Origin of the sequence: Nonomuraea helvata, assembly GCF_039535785.1 — a bacterium.
In the GTDB taxonomy this organism is placed as follows: Bacteria; Actinomycetota; Actinomycetes; order Streptosporangiales; family Streptosporangiaceae; genus Nonomuraea; species Nonomuraea helvata.
The window spans coordinates 1,356,304-1,374,908 of record NZ_BAAAXV010000009.1 but is presented as its reverse complement, the minus strand read 5'-3'; the positions used below and the strand labels follow the sequence as shown (position 1 = coordinate 1,374,908).

The 18,605-nt window shown below is 68.5% G+C and carries 20 protein-coding genes and 2 pseudogenes; 6 read left to right on the top strand and 16 right to left on the bottom strand.

All coding sequences use genetic code 11. The annotated features are described in order from the left end of the window. Positions 1-25: 25 nt before the first annotated feature. Both ABD830_RS39385 and ABD830_RS39380 read left to right on the top strand, forming a co-directional pair. A complete protein-coding gene (locus ABD830_RS39385; protein ID WP_344998961.1) occupies positions 26-478 on the top strand; it encodes a MerR family transcriptional regulator in 453 nt (150 codons plus the stop codon). A gap of 134 nt (positions 479-612) precedes the next feature. Then, positions 613-750, top strand: a pseudogene (locus ABD830_RS39380) (hypothetical protein); the annotation flags it as partial. Between the two features lie 16 nt (positions 751-766). Here the strand turns inward: ABD830_RS39380 and ABD830_RS39375 are convergent. Further along, on the bottom strand, positions 767-1,201 hold the full coding sequence (locus tag ABD830_RS39375) for a MerR family transcriptional regulator (protein WP_345002223.1): 435 nt from the start codon (positions 1,199-1,201) through the stop codon (positions 767-769). Positions 1,202-1,217: 16 nt separating this feature from the next. On the opposite strand from ABD830_RS39375, the gene ABD830_RS39370 reads away from it, so the two are divergent. Next, entirely contained in the window at positions 1,218-2,009 is a 792-nt protein-coding gene (locus ABD830_RS39370; protein WP_344998959.1) for a methyltransferase domain-containing protein, read from the top strand. A gap of 295 nt (positions 2,010-2,304) precedes the next feature. On the opposite strand, the gene ABD830_RS39365 is transcribed toward ABD830_RS39370, so the two are convergent. Both ABD830_RS39365 and ABD830_RS39360 read right to left on the bottom strand, forming a co-directional pair. Further along, positions 2,305-3,156: a F510_1955 family glycosylhydrolase gene (locus ABD830_RS39365; RefSeq protein ID WP_344998957.1), complete on the bottom strand. Its 852-nt coding sequence runs from the start codon at positions 3,154-3,156 to the stop codon at positions 2,305-2,307. Between the two features lie 209 nt (positions 3,157-3,365). Then, entirely contained in the window at positions 3,366-4,454 is a 1,089-nt protein-coding gene (locus ABD830_RS39360) for a PLP-dependent cysteine synthase family protein (protein ID WP_344998955.1), read from the bottom strand. A gap of 257 nt (positions 4,455-4,711) precedes the next feature. On the opposite strand from ABD830_RS39360, the gene ABD830_RS39355 reads away from it, so the two are divergent. Then, a complete protein-coding gene (locus ABD830_RS39355; protein WP_344998953.1) occupies positions 4,712-4,912 on the top strand; it encodes a hypothetical protein in 201 nt (66 codons plus the stop codon). Between the two features lie 32 nt (positions 4,913-4,944). Here ABD830_RS39355 and ABD830_RS39350 read toward each other — a convergent pair whose 3' ends face one another. From ABD830_RS39350 to ABD830_RS39295, 13 genes and pseudogenes are all read right to left on the bottom strand, one after another. Then, the gene (locus tag ABD830_RS39350; protein WP_344998951.1) at positions 4,945-5,550 is read right to left on the bottom strand and encodes a VanW family protein; all 606 of its coding nucleotides are present in this window, start codon (positions 5,548-5,550) and stop codon (positions 4,945-4,947) included. Continuing rightward, entirely contained in the window at positions 5,495-6,031 is a 537-nt protein-coding gene (locus ABD830_RS39345) for a peptidoglycan binding domain-containing protein (protein WP_344998949.1), read from the bottom strand. Before ABD830_RS39345 ends, ABD830_RS39350 begins: the two co-directional genes overlap by 56 nt. A gap of 720 nt (positions 6,032-6,751) precedes the next feature. Next, positions 6,752-7,111, bottom strand: a complete 360-nt coding sequence (locus ABD830_RS39340; RefSeq protein ID WP_344998948.1) for a BlaI/MecI/CopY family transcriptional regulator — start codon at positions 7,109-7,111, stop codon at positions 6,752-6,754. Positions 7,112-7,246: 135 nt separating this feature from the next. Next, positions 7,247-7,774 (bottom strand): carboxymuconolactone decarboxylase family protein, encoded by a 528-nt coding sequence (locus ABD830_RS39335; protein WP_344998947.1) that lies wholly within the window; start codon positions 7,772-7,774, stop codon positions 7,247-7,249. A gap of 186 nt (positions 7,775-7,960) precedes the next feature. After that, a complete protein-coding gene (locus ABD830_RS39330) occupies positions 7,961-9,130 on the bottom strand; it encodes an aminotransferase class V-fold PLP-dependent enzyme (protein WP_344998946.1) in 1,170 nt (389 codons plus the stop codon). Further along, a complete protein-coding gene (locus ABD830_RS39325) occupies positions 9,127-9,867 on the bottom strand; it encodes an amino acid ABC transporter ATP-binding protein (RefSeq protein WP_344998943.1) in 741 nt (246 codons plus the stop codon). The genes ABD830_RS39330 and ABD830_RS39325 overlap by 4 nt, the downstream gene beginning before the upstream one ends. After that, on the bottom strand, positions 9,864-10,511 hold the full coding sequence (locus tag ABD830_RS39320; RefSeq protein ID WP_344998941.1) for an amino acid ABC transporter permease: 648 nt from the start codon (positions 10,509-10,511) through the stop codon (positions 9,864-9,866). Before ABD830_RS39320 ends, ABD830_RS39325 begins: the two co-directional genes overlap by 4 nt. Further along, positions 10,511-11,320: a transporter substrate-binding domain-containing protein gene (locus ABD830_RS39315; RefSeq protein WP_344998939.1), complete on the bottom strand. Its 810-nt coding sequence runs from the start codon at positions 11,318-11,320 to the stop codon at positions 10,511-10,513. The genes ABD830_RS39320 and ABD830_RS39315 overlap by 1 nt, the downstream gene beginning before the upstream one ends. A 41-nt stretch (positions 11,321-11,361) precedes the next feature. Then, entirely contained in the window at positions 11,362-11,547 is a 186-nt protein-coding gene (locus tag ABD830_RS54465) for a rhodanese-like domain-containing protein (protein WP_486348598.1), read from the bottom strand. Positions 11,548-11,576: 29 nt separating this feature from the next. After that, on the bottom strand, positions 11,577-11,867 hold the full coding sequence (locus ABD830_RS39310; protein WP_344998937.1) for a rhodanese-like domain-containing protein: 291 nt from the start codon (positions 11,865-11,867) through the stop codon (positions 11,577-11,579). Positions 11,868-11,983: 116 nt separating this feature from the next. Further along, positions 11,984-12,187: pseudogene (locus tag ABD830_RS54460) on the bottom strand (phosphotransferase); the annotation flags it as partial. A gap of 64 nt (positions 12,188-12,251) precedes the next feature. Beyond that, the gene (locus ABD830_RS39300) at positions 12,252-13,163 is read right to left on the bottom strand and encodes a DNRLRE domain-containing protein (protein WP_344998935.1); all 912 of its coding nucleotides are present in this window, start codon (positions 13,161-13,163) and stop codon (positions 12,252-12,254) included. Between the two features lie 92 nt (positions 13,164-13,255). Continuing rightward, on the bottom strand, positions 13,256-14,029 hold the full coding sequence (locus ABD830_RS39295) for a hypothetical protein (protein WP_344998933.1): 774 nt from the start codon (positions 14,027-14,029) through the stop codon (positions 13,256-13,258). 454 nt (positions 14,030-14,483) lie between these two features. Here ABD830_RS39295 and ABD830_RS39290 point away from each other — a divergent pair, with 454 nt between their 5' ends. Together ABD830_RS39290 and ABD830_RS39285 are read left to right on the top strand one after the other, a co-directional pair. Further along, positions 14,484-15,485: a LacI family DNA-binding transcriptional regulator gene (locus ABD830_RS39290; protein WP_344998931.1), complete on the top strand. Its 1,002-nt coding sequence runs from the start codon at positions 14,484-14,486 to the stop codon at positions 15,483-15,485. A 93-nt stretch (positions 15,486-15,578) separates the two neighbouring features. Beyond that, positions 15,579-18,548, top strand: a complete 2,970-nt coding sequence (locus tag ABD830_RS39285) for a glycoside hydrolase family 2 TIM barrel-domain containing protein (protein WP_344998929.1) — start codon at positions 15,579-15,581, stop codon at positions 18,546-18,548. Positions 18,549-18,605: the final 57 nt, after the last annotated feature.

The following is an 18,605-nucleotide window of genomic DNA, read 5'->3' as shown; positions in this document are numbered from 1 at the left end:
AGTCGGCTTGAAGTCAAATGGACGTATGGAGCTCATCCCGATCGGTGAGGCCGCCCGCCGCCTTCACCTCAACTCCTCCGCCCTGCGGTACTACGAGGAACGAGGCTTGGTACGGCCGGCGACGCGTCACGCCGGCACGCGGATGTACGGCCAGAACGAACTTCGCCGCCTCGCACTGGTCGCCCTGATGCAGCGGCTTGGAGTCCGGCTCGATACCGCCGCCGCCATCATGGACGAGTCGGGCGAGCAATGGCGGTCGGTAGTGCGGGACCAGATCGACGAACTGGACGCTCTGATCGAGCGAGCCCAGGGGGCCCGGAAGTTCCTCTCAGCAGCGCTGACCTGCCCCGCCGACCATCCCACGAGCGAGTGCCCGCACCTGGTCGGAGTCCTGGACCGGCTGTTCACTGGCGGAACGTTCGAAGAGCTGGCCGAAGAGCATCTGGGCGACCAGGACGTCCCGGTTACTCGTCCGTGACTCCGTGTTGATGTCGTCGCTCCGGCGCGGATGGCGGCCGGGTCTTCAGGACCTTGAGCCGGAGGGATGGCCAGAAGCATGGCCAGGCCGGTATCGGCCAGCGGAGGGGTGGGTCGGCGTCCTAGGGTGCCCGCATGGTGAAGACCGCGGCACGGCAGCCCGCACCCGCCCGGCGGGCGGACGCCGAATGCAACATCGCCGCGATTCTCGCGGCAGGGATCCGGCTGCTCAGCGCCCATCTCGCTGCCAGCGTGGCCGACATTGCCAAGGCCGCCGGGGTGGGCAGGGTCACCCCGTACGGTCACTTCCCGTCGCGGGAGGCGCTGGTACGTGTGGCGCGGGGTACAGAGAGATCCGCTCCGCGACCATGGACTGGAAATGAGGGCAACTGGCCAAGTCCTCATGATCGCAGTCCAGTGCGCAGTCGATGAGTTCAAGAGACGCCTGTGCCTCGGCGATGCGCCGGGTCAGTTCCTCCTTGCGGCGCAGCAGGACAGCGCGCCGTTCCGCCGCATCCGACGTGGCCGTCATCTCCCGGATCTCATCCAAACTGAACCCGGCTTCCTTGCCGCGCAGGATCACGGCGACCCGGTAGAGGTCGTCAGGCCCGTAGCGGCGGCGCTCGCCTCCGATGCGGGCCGGAGCGAGCAGGCCCATCGCCTCCCAGTGCCGCAGGACGTGCGTGGCCAGACCGAACCGTTCGGCGATCTCACCAATGCTCATGGTCACGTTTGACTTCATGTCGACATTAAGTCGCATGCTGGCCTACATGTCCAAGACCAAGGAATCCATGGAATCGCTCATCCGGCTGCTCGACGTCGCCGACGCGTTGCCCGGAGCCGTTGCGTTGCGCGCACGATCGTACGACCTGCTTACTCTCCCCGACGGCGCGGCGGTGGTGGACGTCGGCTGCGGTGCCGGGCGTGCGGTCGACGAGCTTTCGGAGCGCGGGATGAGAGCGATCGGCGTGGACGTCAGCGAAGAGATGATCGCGGCGGCCCGCCATCGCTGGCCGCAGGCGGACTTCCGGATCGGCGACGCCTTCGACCTGCCGCTGGAGGACGGGGAGGTCGCCGGGTATCGGGCCGACAAGGTCTATCACGAGCTCGCCGACGCGGCCAAGGCGCTGGAGGAGGCCAAGCGGGTGCTCGCTCCGGGCGGGCGTATCGTGCTCATCGGGCAGGACTGGGACACCTTCATCATCGACTCTGATGACCCGGCGCTCACTCGGACCATCGTGCACGCGCGCGCCGACCTGATCCCGAACCCACGGGCGGCCCGACGTTACCGCAACCTGCTTCTCGACGCCGGCTTCCAGGACGTCAAGGCCGAGGCGCACATGGGCGTCTTCACCGACGCGGCCATGCTCCCGATGCTCACCGGCATCGCGGAGGGAGCGCGTGCCGCCGGAGCCATCACTCCCGAGCAGGAAGCGGCGTGGGCAAGCGATCAGAGGACGCGTGCCCAGGAAGGACGCATGTTCCTCGCGCTGCCCATCTTCGTGGCGTCAGCCTCGAAACCAGGGGAATAGCGCATACGACGGCGGTTTGGGCGGGCATGAACAGGCAGAGGTACGGCGGCGGCGCGGCATGGCTGCGCCGGCGGCCATCCCGATCTTCCTCACGCTCACCAGGAGCCAGGACACGGTGGCGCGCCGCCGTACGGCCAGGATCTCCGTGCTGGTCGCGGCCGGCATTGTCGCGGCTGCTGGCCGCCGCGATGGCGGTGCAGCTCGTCGCGGCTGCTGGCCGCCGCGATGGCGGTGCAGCTCGTCGCGGGTGCTGTCCAGCACCGGATGCGCTGGGGCGTCGCATGACCACTGTGAATCAGCCGCTGGTGGGGCGGAAGACGAGAGTGAAGTCCGTGCCGCCGTTCTTCGATTCGTACACGGTGCCGTCCTCGGTTGCGGCGAGGAGGCGTTGCCGGTCGACGGCGGTGAACGCGGCCGCCGGGGCCGGGAGCCGACCGCTCTTTCGCCACGTTCTGCCGTCGTCGGAGCTCAGGTGCACCTGGCCGTCCGTGTCATGCCCGATCAAGAGGTCGGCTGTGGGAGCCTCGATCTGGCTGAGCAAGGGTGCGTTCTTCACCGGCTCGAAGTCCATGCCGCCGTTCTCGCTGACTTGCACGCCGCTGGTCGTGGCCGCGTGGACGCGTTCTGGTCGCGCGGCGTTGGCGGCGAGGTCGACGATCTCGCCCTCCGCGCCCAGTCGCCAGGTCGCGCCCCCGTCCACGCTCGCCCGGACACGACTGCTCTGGCTGTCGTAGGCGTAGAGGGTGCTCCCGGCCGGCTGCAGTGAGTGGAAGTCGGCGGCGCCGCGCTCGGAGACGCTTTCCCAGGTTGTGCCGGCATCGGTGGTACGGATCAGGCCCAGGTGGGGCGGGGAGTCGGTGTCGGCCTCGCCGGGGTGTCCGCTGGCGAGGAAGGTCTTGGGGCCGATCACGGTGAATCCCATGTGGTCCTGTACGCGTCCGGCCACACGCTGAGCGCTGTCGGCGGACGTGACCTTGAACAAGCCGTAGTGCCCGGCAAGGTAGAGGGCCCCATCGGCGGGATCGACGCCGATGCCGTGAATGTGCCCCATGCCTGGATCGTCGGTCTGCGTCGGCTCGCCGGACTGCCCGCAGGCCCCTAGCACCAGCACCAGGAGCGCCAGCGCGGCAGTGTGTATTCCTCGCATGGCCGTGAGTCTACTATCGGGCTTCGTAGGTAAGAGTGAGGAGCGAATGGCACCGCCTGGGCCAGTCCGAGCAGGCCGAAGCCCACCGTCCGCAGCGTCAGCCCAGCGAGGATCATCGGCTTGTATCCCACCCTGTCGGCGAGGCTGCCGCCCGTCAGGAACATGCCCTGCTGGCTGAGGTTGCGTACGCCGAGGACGAGGCGTCCCTCTCATAGGACCGCCTCGGCCGGCACGGTCACCGTGGTGCAGCGGGTCCAGCTTCGCGCCTCCCCCTCTGCCGGGTGGGCGAGCACAGCCGGGTGAGGCGGCGGTTCGCGGTCGAGGAGATCGTGGCGGGCGCAGTAGGCGTCGTTGTAGATGGTGTCGAAGTAGCGATGCGGTCCGTCAGGGAAGACGGCGACGATCCTGGTGTCGGGGCGTTGGGTTCTGGCGAGCCAGGAGGCGACCAGGGCGACGGCGCCGACGCTCCAGCCGCCGGTGGCGTAGCGTCCGGAGCCGAGGCGGCGACAGGCCCATACCGCCTCGGCGGGTGCCACCCAGTGGACCTCGCTGAAATCCTGGTATCGGACGTTACGCGGGTAGATGCTGCTGCCCAGGCCGCGCATCAGCCGGGGACGGGCGGGCTGGCCGAAGATGGTGGAGCCGATCGTGTCCACGCCGACCAGCCGCACGCCGGGGCTGAGCCGGCGGAGCGTTCGATAGATGCCCGCGCTGTGCCCGCCGGTGCCGACGCTGCACACCAGTACGTCGATGCGGCCGAGCTGCTCAGCCAGTTCCCGCGCGAGCTGGTCGTAGGAGCCGACATTGTCGGGGTTGTGGTACTGGTCCGGGCAGTAGGAGCCGGGACGCTCCTCCAGGAGGGCGCGTACGCGTTCTCGCCTGGCTGCCTGCCACCCGCCGGTGGGCAGCGGGTCGATGACCATCTCGACATGGGCGCCGTACGCGCTGAGCAGCCGGTGCATGATCGGCTCCATGCCGGGGTCGCTGACCAGGGTGACCGGATGCCCGTACGCGATTCCGGCCAGGGCGAGCCCGAGGCCGAGCGTGCCGCTGGTGGATTCGATGATCGGTGCGCCGGGGCGCAGCTCGCCGCGGCAGCGGGCCTGGCCGATCATGTGCAGCGCCGGTCGGTCCTTGATGCCGCCGGGGTTGTGGCCTTCGAGCTTGGCCCAGAAGCCGGGCCCGTGCTCGCCCCACAGCTCGGGGATCCACAGCACGGGCGTACCGCCGACGAGGGCGGCAAGAGAAGAGCGGCCGGCCCACATGCGGGCAGGCTGACGCCGATAGATGGTGTTCATGGTGATGAGTCCTCGCCACAGTCACGGATGCCTGGAAGTACGGCAGGCGCGGCCGAACCGGCGCACGCCGGGCGCGGCTATACCCGTGACACGCAGACCACTGTGAGCAGGGCGGCTCCCGAGCGCAGTGCGCCACTGGAGAGCACCGGAACCGGGGAGTCATCCGAACCCTGCGGCGCGGCGATAACGGGCTTCGTGCCCGGAAGCAGGGCTATCGCCGGAGCAGGCGGAGTGGCGGGGTCCTCGCACGACACCCCGTGGTGGTCATCGTCCCCTCCCTGGTCAAGCGGCGCCTCGGCCCCTTGGGAAGTGCGCTGGTGATGGCCGCCATGGGCGTGCGGTCCGAAACCGCAGAGCAGGAGATGGAACGTGGCAGTGATCGCGACCATCATGAGGAGCGCGCTGCGCGCGCGGCCGCTCCGGAGCATGACGACGATCACGTGCAGCAGCCTATCTAGCGCTCCGTATACGTGGAGTTGGCGCTAAGTAATCACTTTTTGCAAGTGAGACGGGGTTCGGGGTCGTAGACGGTGTGGAAGCGCTGCTTCCGCACGACCTTCCCGTTCTGCTTGAAGATGCGCCACACGTCGATGGCGAACCCTTCCGCGCCGTCCATGGGGATGCACTCGGCGCCGGAGTCGGTGAGGGTGGGGACGGACTTGACGTTGTACCGTTCGGAGCTCTGCGATTCGATGTCGTAGCGCTTGGTGCTCCAGAACTGCACGGTGACCGACGTGGCCGTGTACGAGGTCTTGATCAGCACGCCGTAAGGCGAGTCGTTGCGCCAGTGGAAGTCCGGCTGGGGATAGGACACTGTGGACTCCCGTCCGGCGGGATAGCGGGTGATGTAGTACTGGTGCGCCCGATGCTGGACGTCCTGGAAGCCGCCGAAGAAGACCGCGTTGAACATCGTGGTGGCGAACTGCGACACTCCTCCGCCGATGTCGTTCACGAACCGGTTGTTGAGAATCATGGGTGCCTCGACGAAACCACGCGCCTTGTCACGCTTGCCGACCACATCGTTGAGCGAGAACGTCTCCTCAGGCTGAACCACGTATCCGTCGACGATGTCGGCGATGCGATGGATGTTGGTCACGCGGGGGGGCACAGCACGGGTATCGGCTGGTGAACGAGCTGACCTTCTCTTTGACACCGAGCTTCTTCGCCTCGGCCGTGGTCACCCGGGGCTGCCGTTCGGTGGCAGGTAGATCGACGCGGCGGCTGCCTGTCGCCACGGCCTTGGAGATCGCCGGGCCGAGCGCCTTGATGTCGACGCCATGGCCTGCTCGGGAGGGCACGAGCCGCGGCCTATTATTGACGATCTTGAAGGAGGCGTCTTTCGGCGGGGTGATCAGCAGCGCCTTGGCCACGCCTGCGGAGATCTTGGAGGCATCGTAGGACGCGCGGAGGCTTCCCTGCCGGTCGGAGACGAACCGGAGGCCGGTGGCCAGCTGTTCCCGGGACACGGTGGCCTTCTTGCCGCCGCCGGCCAGCGTGAGCGGAGCTTCGACCGCCGTGCGTGCCGTGCTCGCGACGACGCGACGGACCTCATCGGCGGTGATACTCGGACGCGTCACCTGGACATCCAGCTCGACGGAGGTGCGAGCGGCCGTAAAGGCCGTTCTCACGATCTGTGCCGCAACGTCGCGGTCCAGTGTGCGTCCAGGCTTCGGCAGCGCCGCTCGAGGTAGCGTCCCTCCGCTTGCCTGCTGCGATCATCGTCAACGGCTGATGCACCCGCTTTCCCAGCTCCGCTTCGAGGCGGGAGCGAGCAGCTTCCGGCGACAGACCGCCGATGTTCACGCCGCCCACCTTTGTGCCCGGCGGAACCTTCCCGGCCAGCGCGATCGAGGGCACGGCATAGGCCAGCACCGCCACGAGCACGACGGCGACCGGAATGAGCATGCGCCGCGAACGCAGCACGCTGACGGCGCCGCGAGACGGAGCACGCCGACGGTTAAGCTGGCGGACGCTCACGAGGCCGCAGGGCGGAACACAACGGTGATCTTCATTGGCCCCACAGTGTTTGACGGCAATTACTACAAAGCATAGTGAGAACCTCCTTGGAGTTGCGAGGCAGAGTCCTGTCTAGGTCTTTTAGAGAAAGCAGTCGGCACGCGGCTGCCGGCCAAGGCGGTGACGCCACCGTCACGCACGCCTGGGCAACCTCCGGCCCTGAACGGGACCTCACCGCGCCGGCGCCGGGGAGCACGTGAACCGCGTACGGGGATGCACCACGGCGTCGGGCTGGTCGTCCTTGCCGTCGCGCTCGTACGCCGCCATTGCGACGGCGACGATCAGCGCCGGGCCGTCTGGTGCAGGGCGACGTCGAGTGCGGCATGCTCCTCAGGGCTGAGCCGTTCCAAGAAATGGACCAGGGCCATCGCCTGATTCCCACCTTGCGCCAGCGCCTCCCGTATGAGCTGGGCGCTGTAGGCCTCGTGGCTCATCAGGGGTTCGTACAGATAGGCCCGGCGGGCCTGGGAGCGCCGGAGGAGGCCCTTCTTGTGGAGCTTGTCCATGACGGTCATGACCGTGGTGTAGGCAAGGACCTTGTCGTGTTGCAGCCCATGAAGTACGTCGCGGACCGAGACAGATGCGTCACAAGACCAGATGTGCTCCATGATCGCAGACTCCAGCTCGCCGAGATGGCGCATCACATGCTCCCTTGTCCACGTATCTGCTACCTATCGTAGTAGGTGGAGCGAAGGAGCTGGTGGCAGCGCATCGGTGCGCCGACTCCGCCCCGGGGGTTTCAGCCGCAGGGGGCAGGCGTTCCTGTGGCCGACTCCCTATGCCGTCTTGTCGGCCGGCTCCAGGCCGGCCAGGAGGTTGAAGGAGCCGGTCAGCAAGTTAAGGGCAACCAGGCCGGGGATCTCCGCAATGATCCGATCGCTCCAGCCATGAGCCCTTAGCTCGGCGACATCCTCGTCTGTCAGTGATGACGGTTCCGCAAGCACACGGGTGGCCACCGCGATCAGCGCTGCTTCCCGGGCGTCAGTGGAGGTGCCCTGGCGGGCGAGGGTGATGTCGGCCTCGCTCAACCCTGCCGCGCGACCTGCCGCGGCATGTGCGTCGAGGCAGAGCCCGCAACCGATCCATTCCTGCAGGGCGAGCGAGATCTTCTCGCTGAGGGCGCGTGGCAGCTTGCTGCGCTTCATGGCCCGCGACAGCTCCAGGTAGCCCTGGAGCAGGGCCGGCGAGTGCGCCATGGTGGAAACCATCTCGCCGACTGCGCCGCTGCGGCTGATGATGTCGTTCAGCAGTTCCCGGGACTTGTCCGGCGCTTCGGTCGGTTCGAGTGCGTTCAGTCGGCGCATTTCACCTCTCCTCTTCAGCCTATACAGGAGAATACTATACCCCCGCATGGTATTGGGAGGGCTGTCGGGCCAAGCACTTCGGCCGCGGCACGGCCGGCGGCCGCTGGGCCGCGTCCTGGCTGGGAGGTCCCCAGCCCGGACGTAACCCGCTCGGCTCCTGTGCGTCTTGTTCTCGACAGAGGAGGCCTACCCGTCGCGCAAAACCATGCAGAGCTGGGCGACCTCCTCCTCCGTGTTGTAGTAGTGCACCGAGGCACGTACCAGCTCTTCAAGCCCGCGATCCGTCATGTCGAGCCGCGTGGACGGCACGCGCGAAACGCTGACGTTGATCGACCGAGTCGCCAGCCGCGCCTTGACCTCCTCGGCAGGCGTTCCGTCCAGGGTGAAGGTGACGATGCCGCACCGCTCGGCTCCCTGGTCGCGCACCTGACAGCCAGGCAGTTCCATCAGCCGCTCTCGCAGGTGATCGGCCAGCGCGTAGACCCGGTCCCGGACGTTCTCGAGCCCCCAGCCGAGCGCCTCGTCGATGGCCGCGCCCAGGCCGAGCCGGGCGGCGACGCTGTACTCCCAGTTCTCGAAGCGGCGCGCGCCCGGCTGCACCTCGTAGCGCGAGGGCGTCACCCAGCGAGCGCCGTGCAGGTCCAGGAAGGGCGGGTCGAGCCGGTCGAGTGCCGCCCGGCGTACGTAGAGCAGGCCCGTACCGCGGGGGGCGCGCAGATACTTGCGGCCGGTGGTGGACAGCAGGTCGCAGCCGATCAGCTCGACGTCGATCGGGAGCTGGCCGACGGACTGGCAGGCGTCCAGCAGGAAAAGCGCGCCGACCTCCGCGGCCACCTTGCCCACCTCGGCCGCCGGATTGACCAGGCCGCCGTTGGTCGGGATGTGTGTGAGCGAGATGAGCCGTACGCGCTCATCAGCCATCCGGCGGAGCTCGTCGACGGAGATCTGGCCGAGCCCGTCGTTGGGCACCACCTCGACCTGAACCCCGAAACGCTCGGCGACCTGGAGGTAGGCGATGAAGTTGCTGGCGTACTCGGCCTTGCTGGTGAGGATGCGGTCGCCGGCCCGCCACGGCACCGCGTAGAAAGCCAGGTCCCACGCGCGGGTCGCGCTGTCGACGAGCGCGATCTCGTCCGGCGCGCAGTTCAGCAGGCGGGCCGCCGAGGCATAGACCTCGGCGAGCCGATCGGCGGCCTTCGCCGCCGCCTCGTATCCGCCGGTTTCCGCTTCCAGTCGCAAGTGGTCGATGACGGTGGACAGCACACCGCTCGAGGGCAATGCGGATCCCGCGTTGTTGAAATGAGCGACATTTCCGACGCCGGGCGTCAGGGCCCGGGCCACAGCGACGTCGATCATGAAGCCACCAACCGCAGGAAAGCCCGGACCCGCGGGTGGTCGGGCGCGGTGAAGAACCGCGACGGCGGTCCTTGCTCGATCACCGTGCCGCCGTCCATGAAGACGACCCTGTCTGCCACCTCCCGTGCGAACGCGGTCTCGTGCGTCACCACCACCATGGTCATTCCCTCCCGCGCGAGCTCGCGCATCACCTGGAGCACCTCCGCGTGCAGCTCGGGGTCGAGTGCCGAGGTGGGCTCGTCGAAAAGGATCACCTCGGGCTCCATGGCCAGCGCCCGCGCGATGGCGACCCGCTGCTTCTGCCCGCCCGACAGCTTCGCCGGGTAGCAGTCGCACTTGTCCGCCAGCCCCACCCGGGCCAGGAGTTCCCGCCCTCGGGCCGCCGCCTGGGCGCGGGGGACCCGCCGTACGGAAACCGGTCCTTCCATGACGTTCTGCAAGGCAGTCAGGTGCGGGAACAGGTTGAACTGCTGGAAGACCATGGCGGTACGGCGGCGCAGATCTCGAACCTGCCTGACCGGGCGCCGCACGCCGCAGGCCAGCTCGGTGCCACAGACGCTGACCGTGCCGGACTCGGGCTCCTCGAGCAGGTTCAGGCAGCGGATGAGCGTGGTCTTGCCCGAGCCGGACGGCCCCATCACCACGACCACCTCGCCCCGCGCCACGTCGAGGTCGACGCCCTTGAGTACCTCCAGGTCCCCGAAGCGCTTGTGCAAGCCGCGAACACTGACGATCATGCGTATGCCCTCCGCATCCGCCGTTCCAGCACCTGCTGGCCGATCTGCAGCAGCGTGTTGACCAGCCAGTACAGGAGCCCGACCAGCAACAGCGCCTCCATGTAGCGGAAGGTCGATGTGCCGATGCCTTCGGCCACCCGGGTCAGCTCGACGACGGTGACCGCCGAGGCGAGCGAGGTGTCCTTCATCAGCGCGACAAAGCGGCTCCCCACGGCCGGGGTCGCGATCCTGATCGCCTGCGGGAAGATGATCCGGCGCAGGGTCCTCCAGTACGGCATGGCCATCGAGGCCGCCGCCTCCCACTGGCCGCGGTCCACGCCGAGAATCCCGGCGCGGAAGTTCTCGCTCAGGTAGGCGCCACTGAACAGGGTGAAGGCGATGATCGCGGACGGGATGGGCGGGATCTCGAGCCCGAGTTGCGGCAGCCCGTAGTAGACGATCATGATCTGGATGAGCAGCGGCGTTCCGCGGAACACCGACACGTAGGCGGCAGCCAGCGCCCGCAGCACACGGCTGGAGGAAATGCGGGCAAGCGTCACCAGGCCCCCCACCGCGCTGCCGAGGACGAACGAGACCACACCCAGCACGATCGTGACGCCGAGACCGGTGAGCAGATCGGGCAGGAAGTCGATCAGGAGGTCCATCAGACCCCCTTGAGCTGTTCGGCCATGTCGAGGCCGCCGAGCCACTTCTTCGAGATCGCGCTGAGCGTCCCGTCGGAGATCATGTCGCCCAGGGCCTGGTCCACGGCCTGCTTGAAGGTCGCCGAACCCTTGGCGAAGGAGATGCCGTTGACCTCCGACTCCAGCAGCGGACCCGCCGGCTTGACCGCCAGGCCGTTCTTCTGGGCCAGGAAGGCGCCCTGGAAGCGGGAGACCAGGGCGGCGTCGGCCCGGCTTCGGGCCACCTCGGTCATGCCCAGTGTGGCGTTGTCGTAGGTCTTGATGTCGGCGCCCGGGATCGACTTCTTGGCAAACGCGGCCTGGGTCGTGCCCGCGGTGACCGCGACCTTCTTGCCTTTCAGATCGGCCAGGCCGCTGATGGCCGACCCGGCGGCCACGAAGATCGAGATGCCGTTGACCTCGTAAGGGCGGGAGAAATCGACCTGCTTCTTCCGCTCGTCGGTGATGGTCTGGCCCGAGATCACCATGTCGAACCTGCCCGCCTGGACTCCGGCGATGAAGCTCTGGAAGTTCGACGGGACGAATTCGACCTGGGCGACCTTGAGCCGTTTGGCCAGCTCGTTGGCAACGTCCACGTCGTAGCCTGCGGGCTTGCCGTTCTCGAGGAAGTTCCACGGCGGATTGGCCTGGGTCTGCGCCACCCGGATGACGCCTGCGGTCTTGACTCGTTGGAGGAGATCACCCTGGCTCTGGCCGGACCCGCATCCGGCGATAGCGGCGATCAGGATGGTGGGGATGATGGGAGCGATGAGGAGTGAGGAGCGGATCATGGCATGGCCCTATATACCTCTGGGGGGTAGGTCTGTCCGGTCTACGGTCTCTCTGACCCGCGCATTTCGTCAAGTACCCCCAAGGGGTAATTTTCGGACAAACCGAAGTGTGCTATTTGTGTCGGTGCCCGCATGGGGGGCAACGTTCGCGCCGGGACCGCCGAGGCCAGCGGCACGTGACGAGAGCCGGGAATGTGCGCGGCCTCGAACTCGCTGGGCGTCCGCACGTCGATCAGCCATGGCGCGTCGCCTGATTTCAGCAGGAGGCCCAGCTCGGCGGTGTCGATGGTGGTGAAAAGGTCTCCCCGTTAGAGGTCGTGATGGGCAGGCCGGCGTCGGCGGCTCGGGCGTAGGCGTCGTCGATGTGCACCACGCGGCGGCCGGCGCGAGCCAGCAGGCTCGCCGCCGCCGCGGCCCGGTAGCCGGTGCCGCAGTGCACCCACACCGTTCCTTCTGGCACCTCGCCCAAGCGTTCTGGCAGCTCTGGCAGTGGGATGTGTACGGCATCGTCCACGTGTCCGGCACGCCATTCGTAGCCCATTCGCACGTCCAGCACCACACCGGGCGCGGGCAGGCCACCTGCCGGGCGGCCCGCACGGGTGGCGGCCAGGCCATCAGGGCGGCGTCAATGGCGGGATCGAACAGATGGCTCTGGTCCCAGCCCAGGACGCCGACCAACTGCCCGTCCCTGCTCCAGTGGACGTTGGAGCCGCACAGATCGCCGTGGACGAGCGCATCCGGCACGGGATCCAGGTCGCGCGCCGCTTCGAGACAGCTGCGGCATTCGTCACGCCACCTGTCCGGCAGGCGCGGAATGACCTGTTCGGCCAGGAGCTCGGCCCAGCCCTTGTCCCTCGGGGCGTACAGCAGTTCCCTCGTCGTCGAGGGGGTGGCCCGGCCCGCCCCGCGGGGACGGACCGGCCTCGAGTGTCTACGGGGTCACGGTCAGCGCGGGCGCCATCTCGGCGTTCCCGTTGGTGAGCTTCCCGGAGCCGGTGGCGCCTTCGGAGCTGACGAAGCGCAGCTCGTGGTTGGTGCCCCCCGCGTTACCGACGGCGAGCAGCAGCGTGGACTGATTGGCCGCGTAGGCGTTCTGGACGAAGGAGGTGATGTCGACGGTGATGTCGCGGCCGTCGATGGCGTTGCCCTGGTGGGTCCCGCCGCCCTCGGGGATGATGGTCGAACCGAGGGTGAAGGTGGCCGACTTCGCGACGGAGGAGCTCGTGGCGGTGAAGCTCGGCCGGTTCTGCCAGGTCATCGTGTTGATCGGACAGGACGTGCCGCCGCCGGTGCACGTGGTGTCGCTGACGGGTTGCACGAGGAGTTGGTCGGTGTCGGTCGACGGGACCGACGAATAGCGGTGGCCGACGTAGGTGAGATGGAGTGTCGCCTGGCTCGGTGCCTTGGTGAGGCTGCTGAGGGGGAACTGGATGTAGGAGAGCTTTCCGTCTCCGGATCCTGTGGTGTACTGCTCGCCCATCAGGCCGACCCCGGTGTTGCGGGTGATGAGGGTCAGGTCCGAGGAGTTGTTCTTGGTCTGGTCGCCCCACCACGCACCCACCCAGGTGTCGCCCTCGGTGAGGGCGCCGGCCTTGACGTTCTGGGTCTGGCCGTTCGCGTCCGTGTACGCGGTGCCCGACCCGTCGGGGTTGGGGGCGAACCCGTAACTCGCCTGCTCGTCGGCGGTGATGGTCTGGGTGGATCCGTTGCCGCCGTTGAGTCTGATCGGTCCCGACGTGTACCGGGAGGTATCGAACGAGCTGTTCTTCACCACGATGCTCTGGATGCGCGGGTACGGTTTGGGGCTGTTCTGCGTGAAGATGCCGCCGGCCGGCGCCGACACGGAGTTGAAGTTGTCGAACGTGTAGTTGTTGAGCCGGTATCCGTACGAATTCCATCCGATTCGGATCGAGTTGCCGGCACCGACGGACCAGTTCAGCGTGTTGCTGACCGAGATGTTCTTCGAGTCCTGGTTGTCCAGTGGTAGGAGTCGAACCCGAGCTCGCCGGCGACGGTGTCGTGGGCGCCTACCGCGTTGACATAGCCCTGGACGTCGGGGGTGGAGGTGCCGAGCTGGAAGTTGGTCCACACGCCGGGGACCAGCGGGGTGAATCCGTCGCCGTCCGGTGCGCTCGTGGTGTTCGGGCGCCGCGCCGGGTCTTCCAGAGGGTCGTTGATGACCGCCAGGTAGGGCTGTCCCGTGGCGTTGGTCGAGTCGCCGTTGACCATCACGATCGCTTGGTTCAACCCGGAGTCGGCTGACATCTGGAACGTCAGGGTGTGCTTGTCCGCGCTCACCGAGACGCTGCTGGACGGGTAGTAGCGGGCCGGATAGATGTTCACCGTGTCGATCGTGGTGCTGGGCAGCGTGATCGTGATCGTCGGTGTTCGGGAGTCCGACGCGAAGCGCGCGATGTCGAAGTTGTGGCCGTTCTGGGTGTACTTGACAGCCTGGACGGGCGTGTCGGCGACTTGCACCTGGTACTTGGTGGACGCCGCGTCCGGGGACGTCGTCGTACCGCCTCCCACTCCCGTCGGTGCGTACGTGTGGACGGTGGTGGCGGCGTATGCGGGGACGGTGCCGGTGAGCATGAGGCTCGCCACCGCAATGGTGGCGCCGGCAGCGGCCGCGATGAAGCGCTTCACGCGCGAGCTGCGTCGCGCTGGGGCGGTGTTCGGGTCGGCGGCGTCGCCGGCCGGTCTGATCATGCCCTTCTCTCCTCAGGACGAGACCTTTGCAGGTCTGTTCAGGCGCTCGCGGTCTGCTGGAGACGGCGCGGACCATTCGCGATGCCGCGGCCGGACCGCGGCCGCCGGGGCCGTCGCGGTCGAGGGGACCACCACGACGCACCGAGCGGGGTGACGCGGGTGAGGTCGAGTGTTGTTTCGCGCGGTGGGCCAGGGTGGCTCACCGCGTTGACCGATCCATGGGGTCGGCGTGGTGGGGACGTTACTGCCGTATTTCCGGGACCGTCAATGCTCCGTGCACTTCAAGTCGCGGAAACAGCCGTGACCTGCCTGCGACGCCCTCACCGTGCTCCGTAACGGCTGAATCACGGCCGCCGCACGAAGCCTTGCCCTGTTGCGACAGTCGCCCTACGCTGACGCCACATCCGTGGATCGATAAATGTTTCGGGGGGCGTACGTGGTGACAATGGCGGAGGTGGCAGCTCGGGCGGGAGTCACCAAGCAGACCGTCTCCAACGTGGTGTCCGGCAAGAAGGTGCGGCCGGAGACCCTGGAGAAGGTGAACAAGGCGATCGCCGAACTCGGCTACAAGCCGAACCTGGTGGCGCGCTCGCTGCGCACCGGCAGCACGTCGACGGTGGGGCTGTTCGTGCCGTCGGTGGCCAACCCGTTCTATTCGGAGATGGTCGAAGAGGTGGAGAACCTCCTGGTCGGCCACGGATACAACCTGCTGCTCGCCACGACGCGCGACGATCCCGACTACACCCGGGCCCACCTGGAGAACCTCGCCGCGCGCTCGGTGGACGCACTGCTGGCCGCCGGGGACAACGGCGTCGATCAGCAGCTGCCGATGCTCGCCGCGGCCAACTTCCCGGTCGCGCTGTTCGCCTGGGAGGGGGACCCGCCGACCACGCTCCCGGTGGTGTCCATCGACTACCAGCACGCCGGGTTCCTGGCCGGGTGCCACCTGCGGGATCTCGGCCACCGGAACGTCGCGGTGGTCGCCGACCTCCCCGCGCACACGCCGCGCGTCGTGGGGTTGCGCCGGGCGTTCGCTGCCGACGGGCTGGACGACCGCAAGGTGTTCGCCTGCACCAGCGACGACGCCGCCGGCGGGTTCGCCGCGGCCTGCGCGGCCCTGGACGCGGATCCGGAGCTGACGGCGATCTTCGCCACCCACGACATCCTGGCCATCGGTGCCATCGAGGCGGTGGTCCGGTCCGGGCGGCGGGTCCCCGACGACGTCAGCGTCGTCGGCTTCGACGACATCGCCCAAGTCGGGCGGATCCGACCGGCGCTGACCACGGTCACCTTCCCCAAGCGCGAGATGGCCCAGCAGGCCGTGGAACTACTGCTACGAGCCGTCGACTCCGGCCAGCCGCCGACCAACGTCGTATCGCTGCTGCGCCCGACCCTGACCGTAAGGGACAGCAGCGGCCCCGCCCGGCGCGACCGCTTAGCGCCTGGCACCGCTTGACCCTGCCACGGCACACCCCATGAGCCGCCAGCGCAGTCCTTCCCAGCCGTTTCCCGCTACCACTGGGCATTCCGAGAGGAAACACCTTTACTGATGAACGGCCTCGACCCCAACGCCTACGTCGAAGACCGGTCGCCGGGCACCGGACGGCTGCGCCCGCGCGCCGCGTTCGCCTCCGACCTGCCCACGATCGCGCTCGACGGCGACTGGAGATTCCGACTGGCGTCAGGGCTGGACGACCTCACCGGGGACTTCGCCGCGCCGGACTTCGACGACACCGCCTGGGACCTGCTCGCCGTGCCGTCCTGCTGGCAGATGACCGGCCTGCCCGGCGAGCCGCGCTATGGTGCCCCGGCCTACACCAACGTCCTGTACCCGTTCCCGGTCGACCCGCCGCGGGTGCCCCGGCAGAACCCGACCGGCGAGTACCGCCGCGAGTTCGACGTTCCGGACGGGTTCCCGGCATCGGCTGCGGTGCTCCGGTTCGAGGGCGTCGACTCCGCGTTCGCTGTGTGGCTCAACGGGATCCGGCTCGGCGACGGCAAGGGCAGCCGGCTGACGACCGAGTTCGACGTCTCCGCCGGTCTGCGGCCCGGCCGGAACGTACTCGCGGTCCGCGTGCATCAGTGGTCGTCCGGCAGCTACCTGGAAGACCAGGACATGTGGTGGCTGTCCGGGATCTTCCGGTCGGTGTCCGTGGCCGCCCGCGGTGTCGAGGACTTCTTCGTCCACACCGCCTACGACCACACGACAGGCCGGGGCACCCTGTCCGTAGACGTCAACGCCCCGACCCGCGTGTCCCTGTCGGTGCCCGAGCTCGGCATATCCGCCGCCGATCCGGCCGGCCCGCACGTGATCGACCGCATCGAGCCCTGGTCGGACGAGCGGCCGCGCCTGTACTCGGGGGAACTGGTTTCCGAGGCCGGGGAGCGGATTCCGCTGCGCATCGGCTTCCGCACGGTGGCCGTCGTGGACGGCGTGCTGACCGCCAACGGCCGGCCGATCTCGCTACGGGGCGTCAACCGCCACGAATGGCACCCCCTGACGGGACGTACCCTGACCGAGGACGCCATGGTGACCGACGTGCTGCTCATGAAGCAGTACAACATCAACGCGGTGCGCACCAGCCACTACCCACCCGACCACCGTTTCCTGGATCTGTGTGACGAGCACGGGCTGTGGGTGTTCTGCGAGGGCGACCTCGAGACGCACGGCTTCGAGCCGGGCGGCTGGCAGCGCAATCCCAGCGACGACCCCGCGTGGCGCGAGGCGTACCTGGACCGGGCCGCCCGGCTGGTGGAACGCGACAAGAACCACCCTTCGGTCATCGTCTGGTCGCTGGGGAACGAGTCCGGCACCGGATCGAACCTGGCGGCCGCGGCCGCGTGGGTCCGGCACCGCGACGACAGTCGTCTGATCCACTACGAGGGCGACCACGAGAGCTGCGCGTACGTCGACCTGTACTCCCGCATGTACATCGGTGTGGACGAGCTGGCCGCGGTGGGGCGCGGCCAGGAACCTCCGACAGCTGATCCGATTGACGACGCGCACCGCCGGGCCCTTCCGGCCGTGCTGTGCGAGTACGGGCACGCCATGGGCACCGGCCCCGGCGGCTTGTCCGAGTACCAGCAGGTCATCGACGCGCACCCGCGCCTGGCCGGCGGATTCATCTGGGAGTGGATCGACCACGGGATCCTCCGGCGCACCGAACAGGACGCCCCCCACTCGTTCTACGCCTACGGCGGCGACTTCGGCGAGGAGGTCCACGACGGCAATTTCGTCGCCGACGGGCTGCTCTTCCCCGACCGCACGCCGTCGCCGGGCCTGGTCGAGTACAAGAAGGTCATCGAACCGGTCCGGATCCACATCGACCCGGTGACTCGGCAGGTCAGCGTGCACAACCTGCACCACGTCCGCGACAGCGGCTACCTGGACTTCCAGTGGACCGTCGAGGACGGCGGCGAGCCGGCCGGCTCCGGCGGCCTGACCGTGCCCGCGACCGCACCGGGCACGACGACAGTCCTCGATTGGCCCGCCGACCTCGCCGCCGCCTTCGATTCGGTGCGCAAGATCGGCTCTGGCAACGAGGTGTGGCTGACCGTGACCGCGGTGCTCGCCGCCGACGAGACCTGGGCCCGGGCCGGCCACGAGATCGCCTGGGCGCAGGGGCTGGTCGTGGCTCCCGCCGCCTCGCCGGTCCCCTCCATGCCGGCGCCGGCGATCGCCCACGACGGGGACATCACACTGGGCGCCGCACGGTTCGACGCCCGCAGCGGGGTGCTGATCCGGCTCGGCGACCTGGAGCTCGACGGGCCCAGGCTGGACATCTGGCGTGCCCCGATCGACAACGACCTGCTCAACGCCTTCGGCGAGCCGCAGATCACCGCCTGGCTCGCCGCCGGACTGAACCGGATGCGCCATGAGGTCCTGAGCGTCGAGCCCGACGCACAAGGACTCACGGTCACCGCCCGGCTCGCCGCCGTCGGGTCCTCCTCCGCGCTCGGCATGGTCTACCGCTGGACGGCCTGCGACGGACCGGACGCGGGCCAGGCCCCGCTCCGGCTGGAATGCACCGTCACCCCTGACGGTGCATGGTCGGTGCCACTGCCCCGGCTGGGGATCGCGATGTCGCTGCCCGGCACCGACGCCGAGGTCGAGTGGTTCGGCCTCGGTCCCGGCGAGGCGTACCGCGACTCCCGTACCGCCGCTCGCGTAGGCCGCCACCGGTCGACTGTCTCGGCGATGCAGACCCCCTATGTCCGCCCGCAGGAGAACGGCAACCGCCACCAAGTCCGCCGCACCCGGATCACGACCCCAGACGGCACCACCCTGCTCATCACGGGCGACCCGGTCATCGACCTGACCGTGCGTCCATGGAGCACCGCAGCCCTGGCCGCCGCGGCCCACCAGCACGACCTGGTCGGCGACGGCCGACTCCATCTCCACCTCGACCACGCGCACCACGGCCTCGGCAGCGCGTCCTGCGGTCCGGGCCCGTCAGCATCGGACGTCCTGGCCGCGGTCCCGACGGTGTTCCGCGTGGAGTTCAGCACCGGTCGGTAGGCGGGCCTGGCCGCCCGCCCACCGACAGTCCAGCAAGTAAGTCCCCGTCACGAAGGG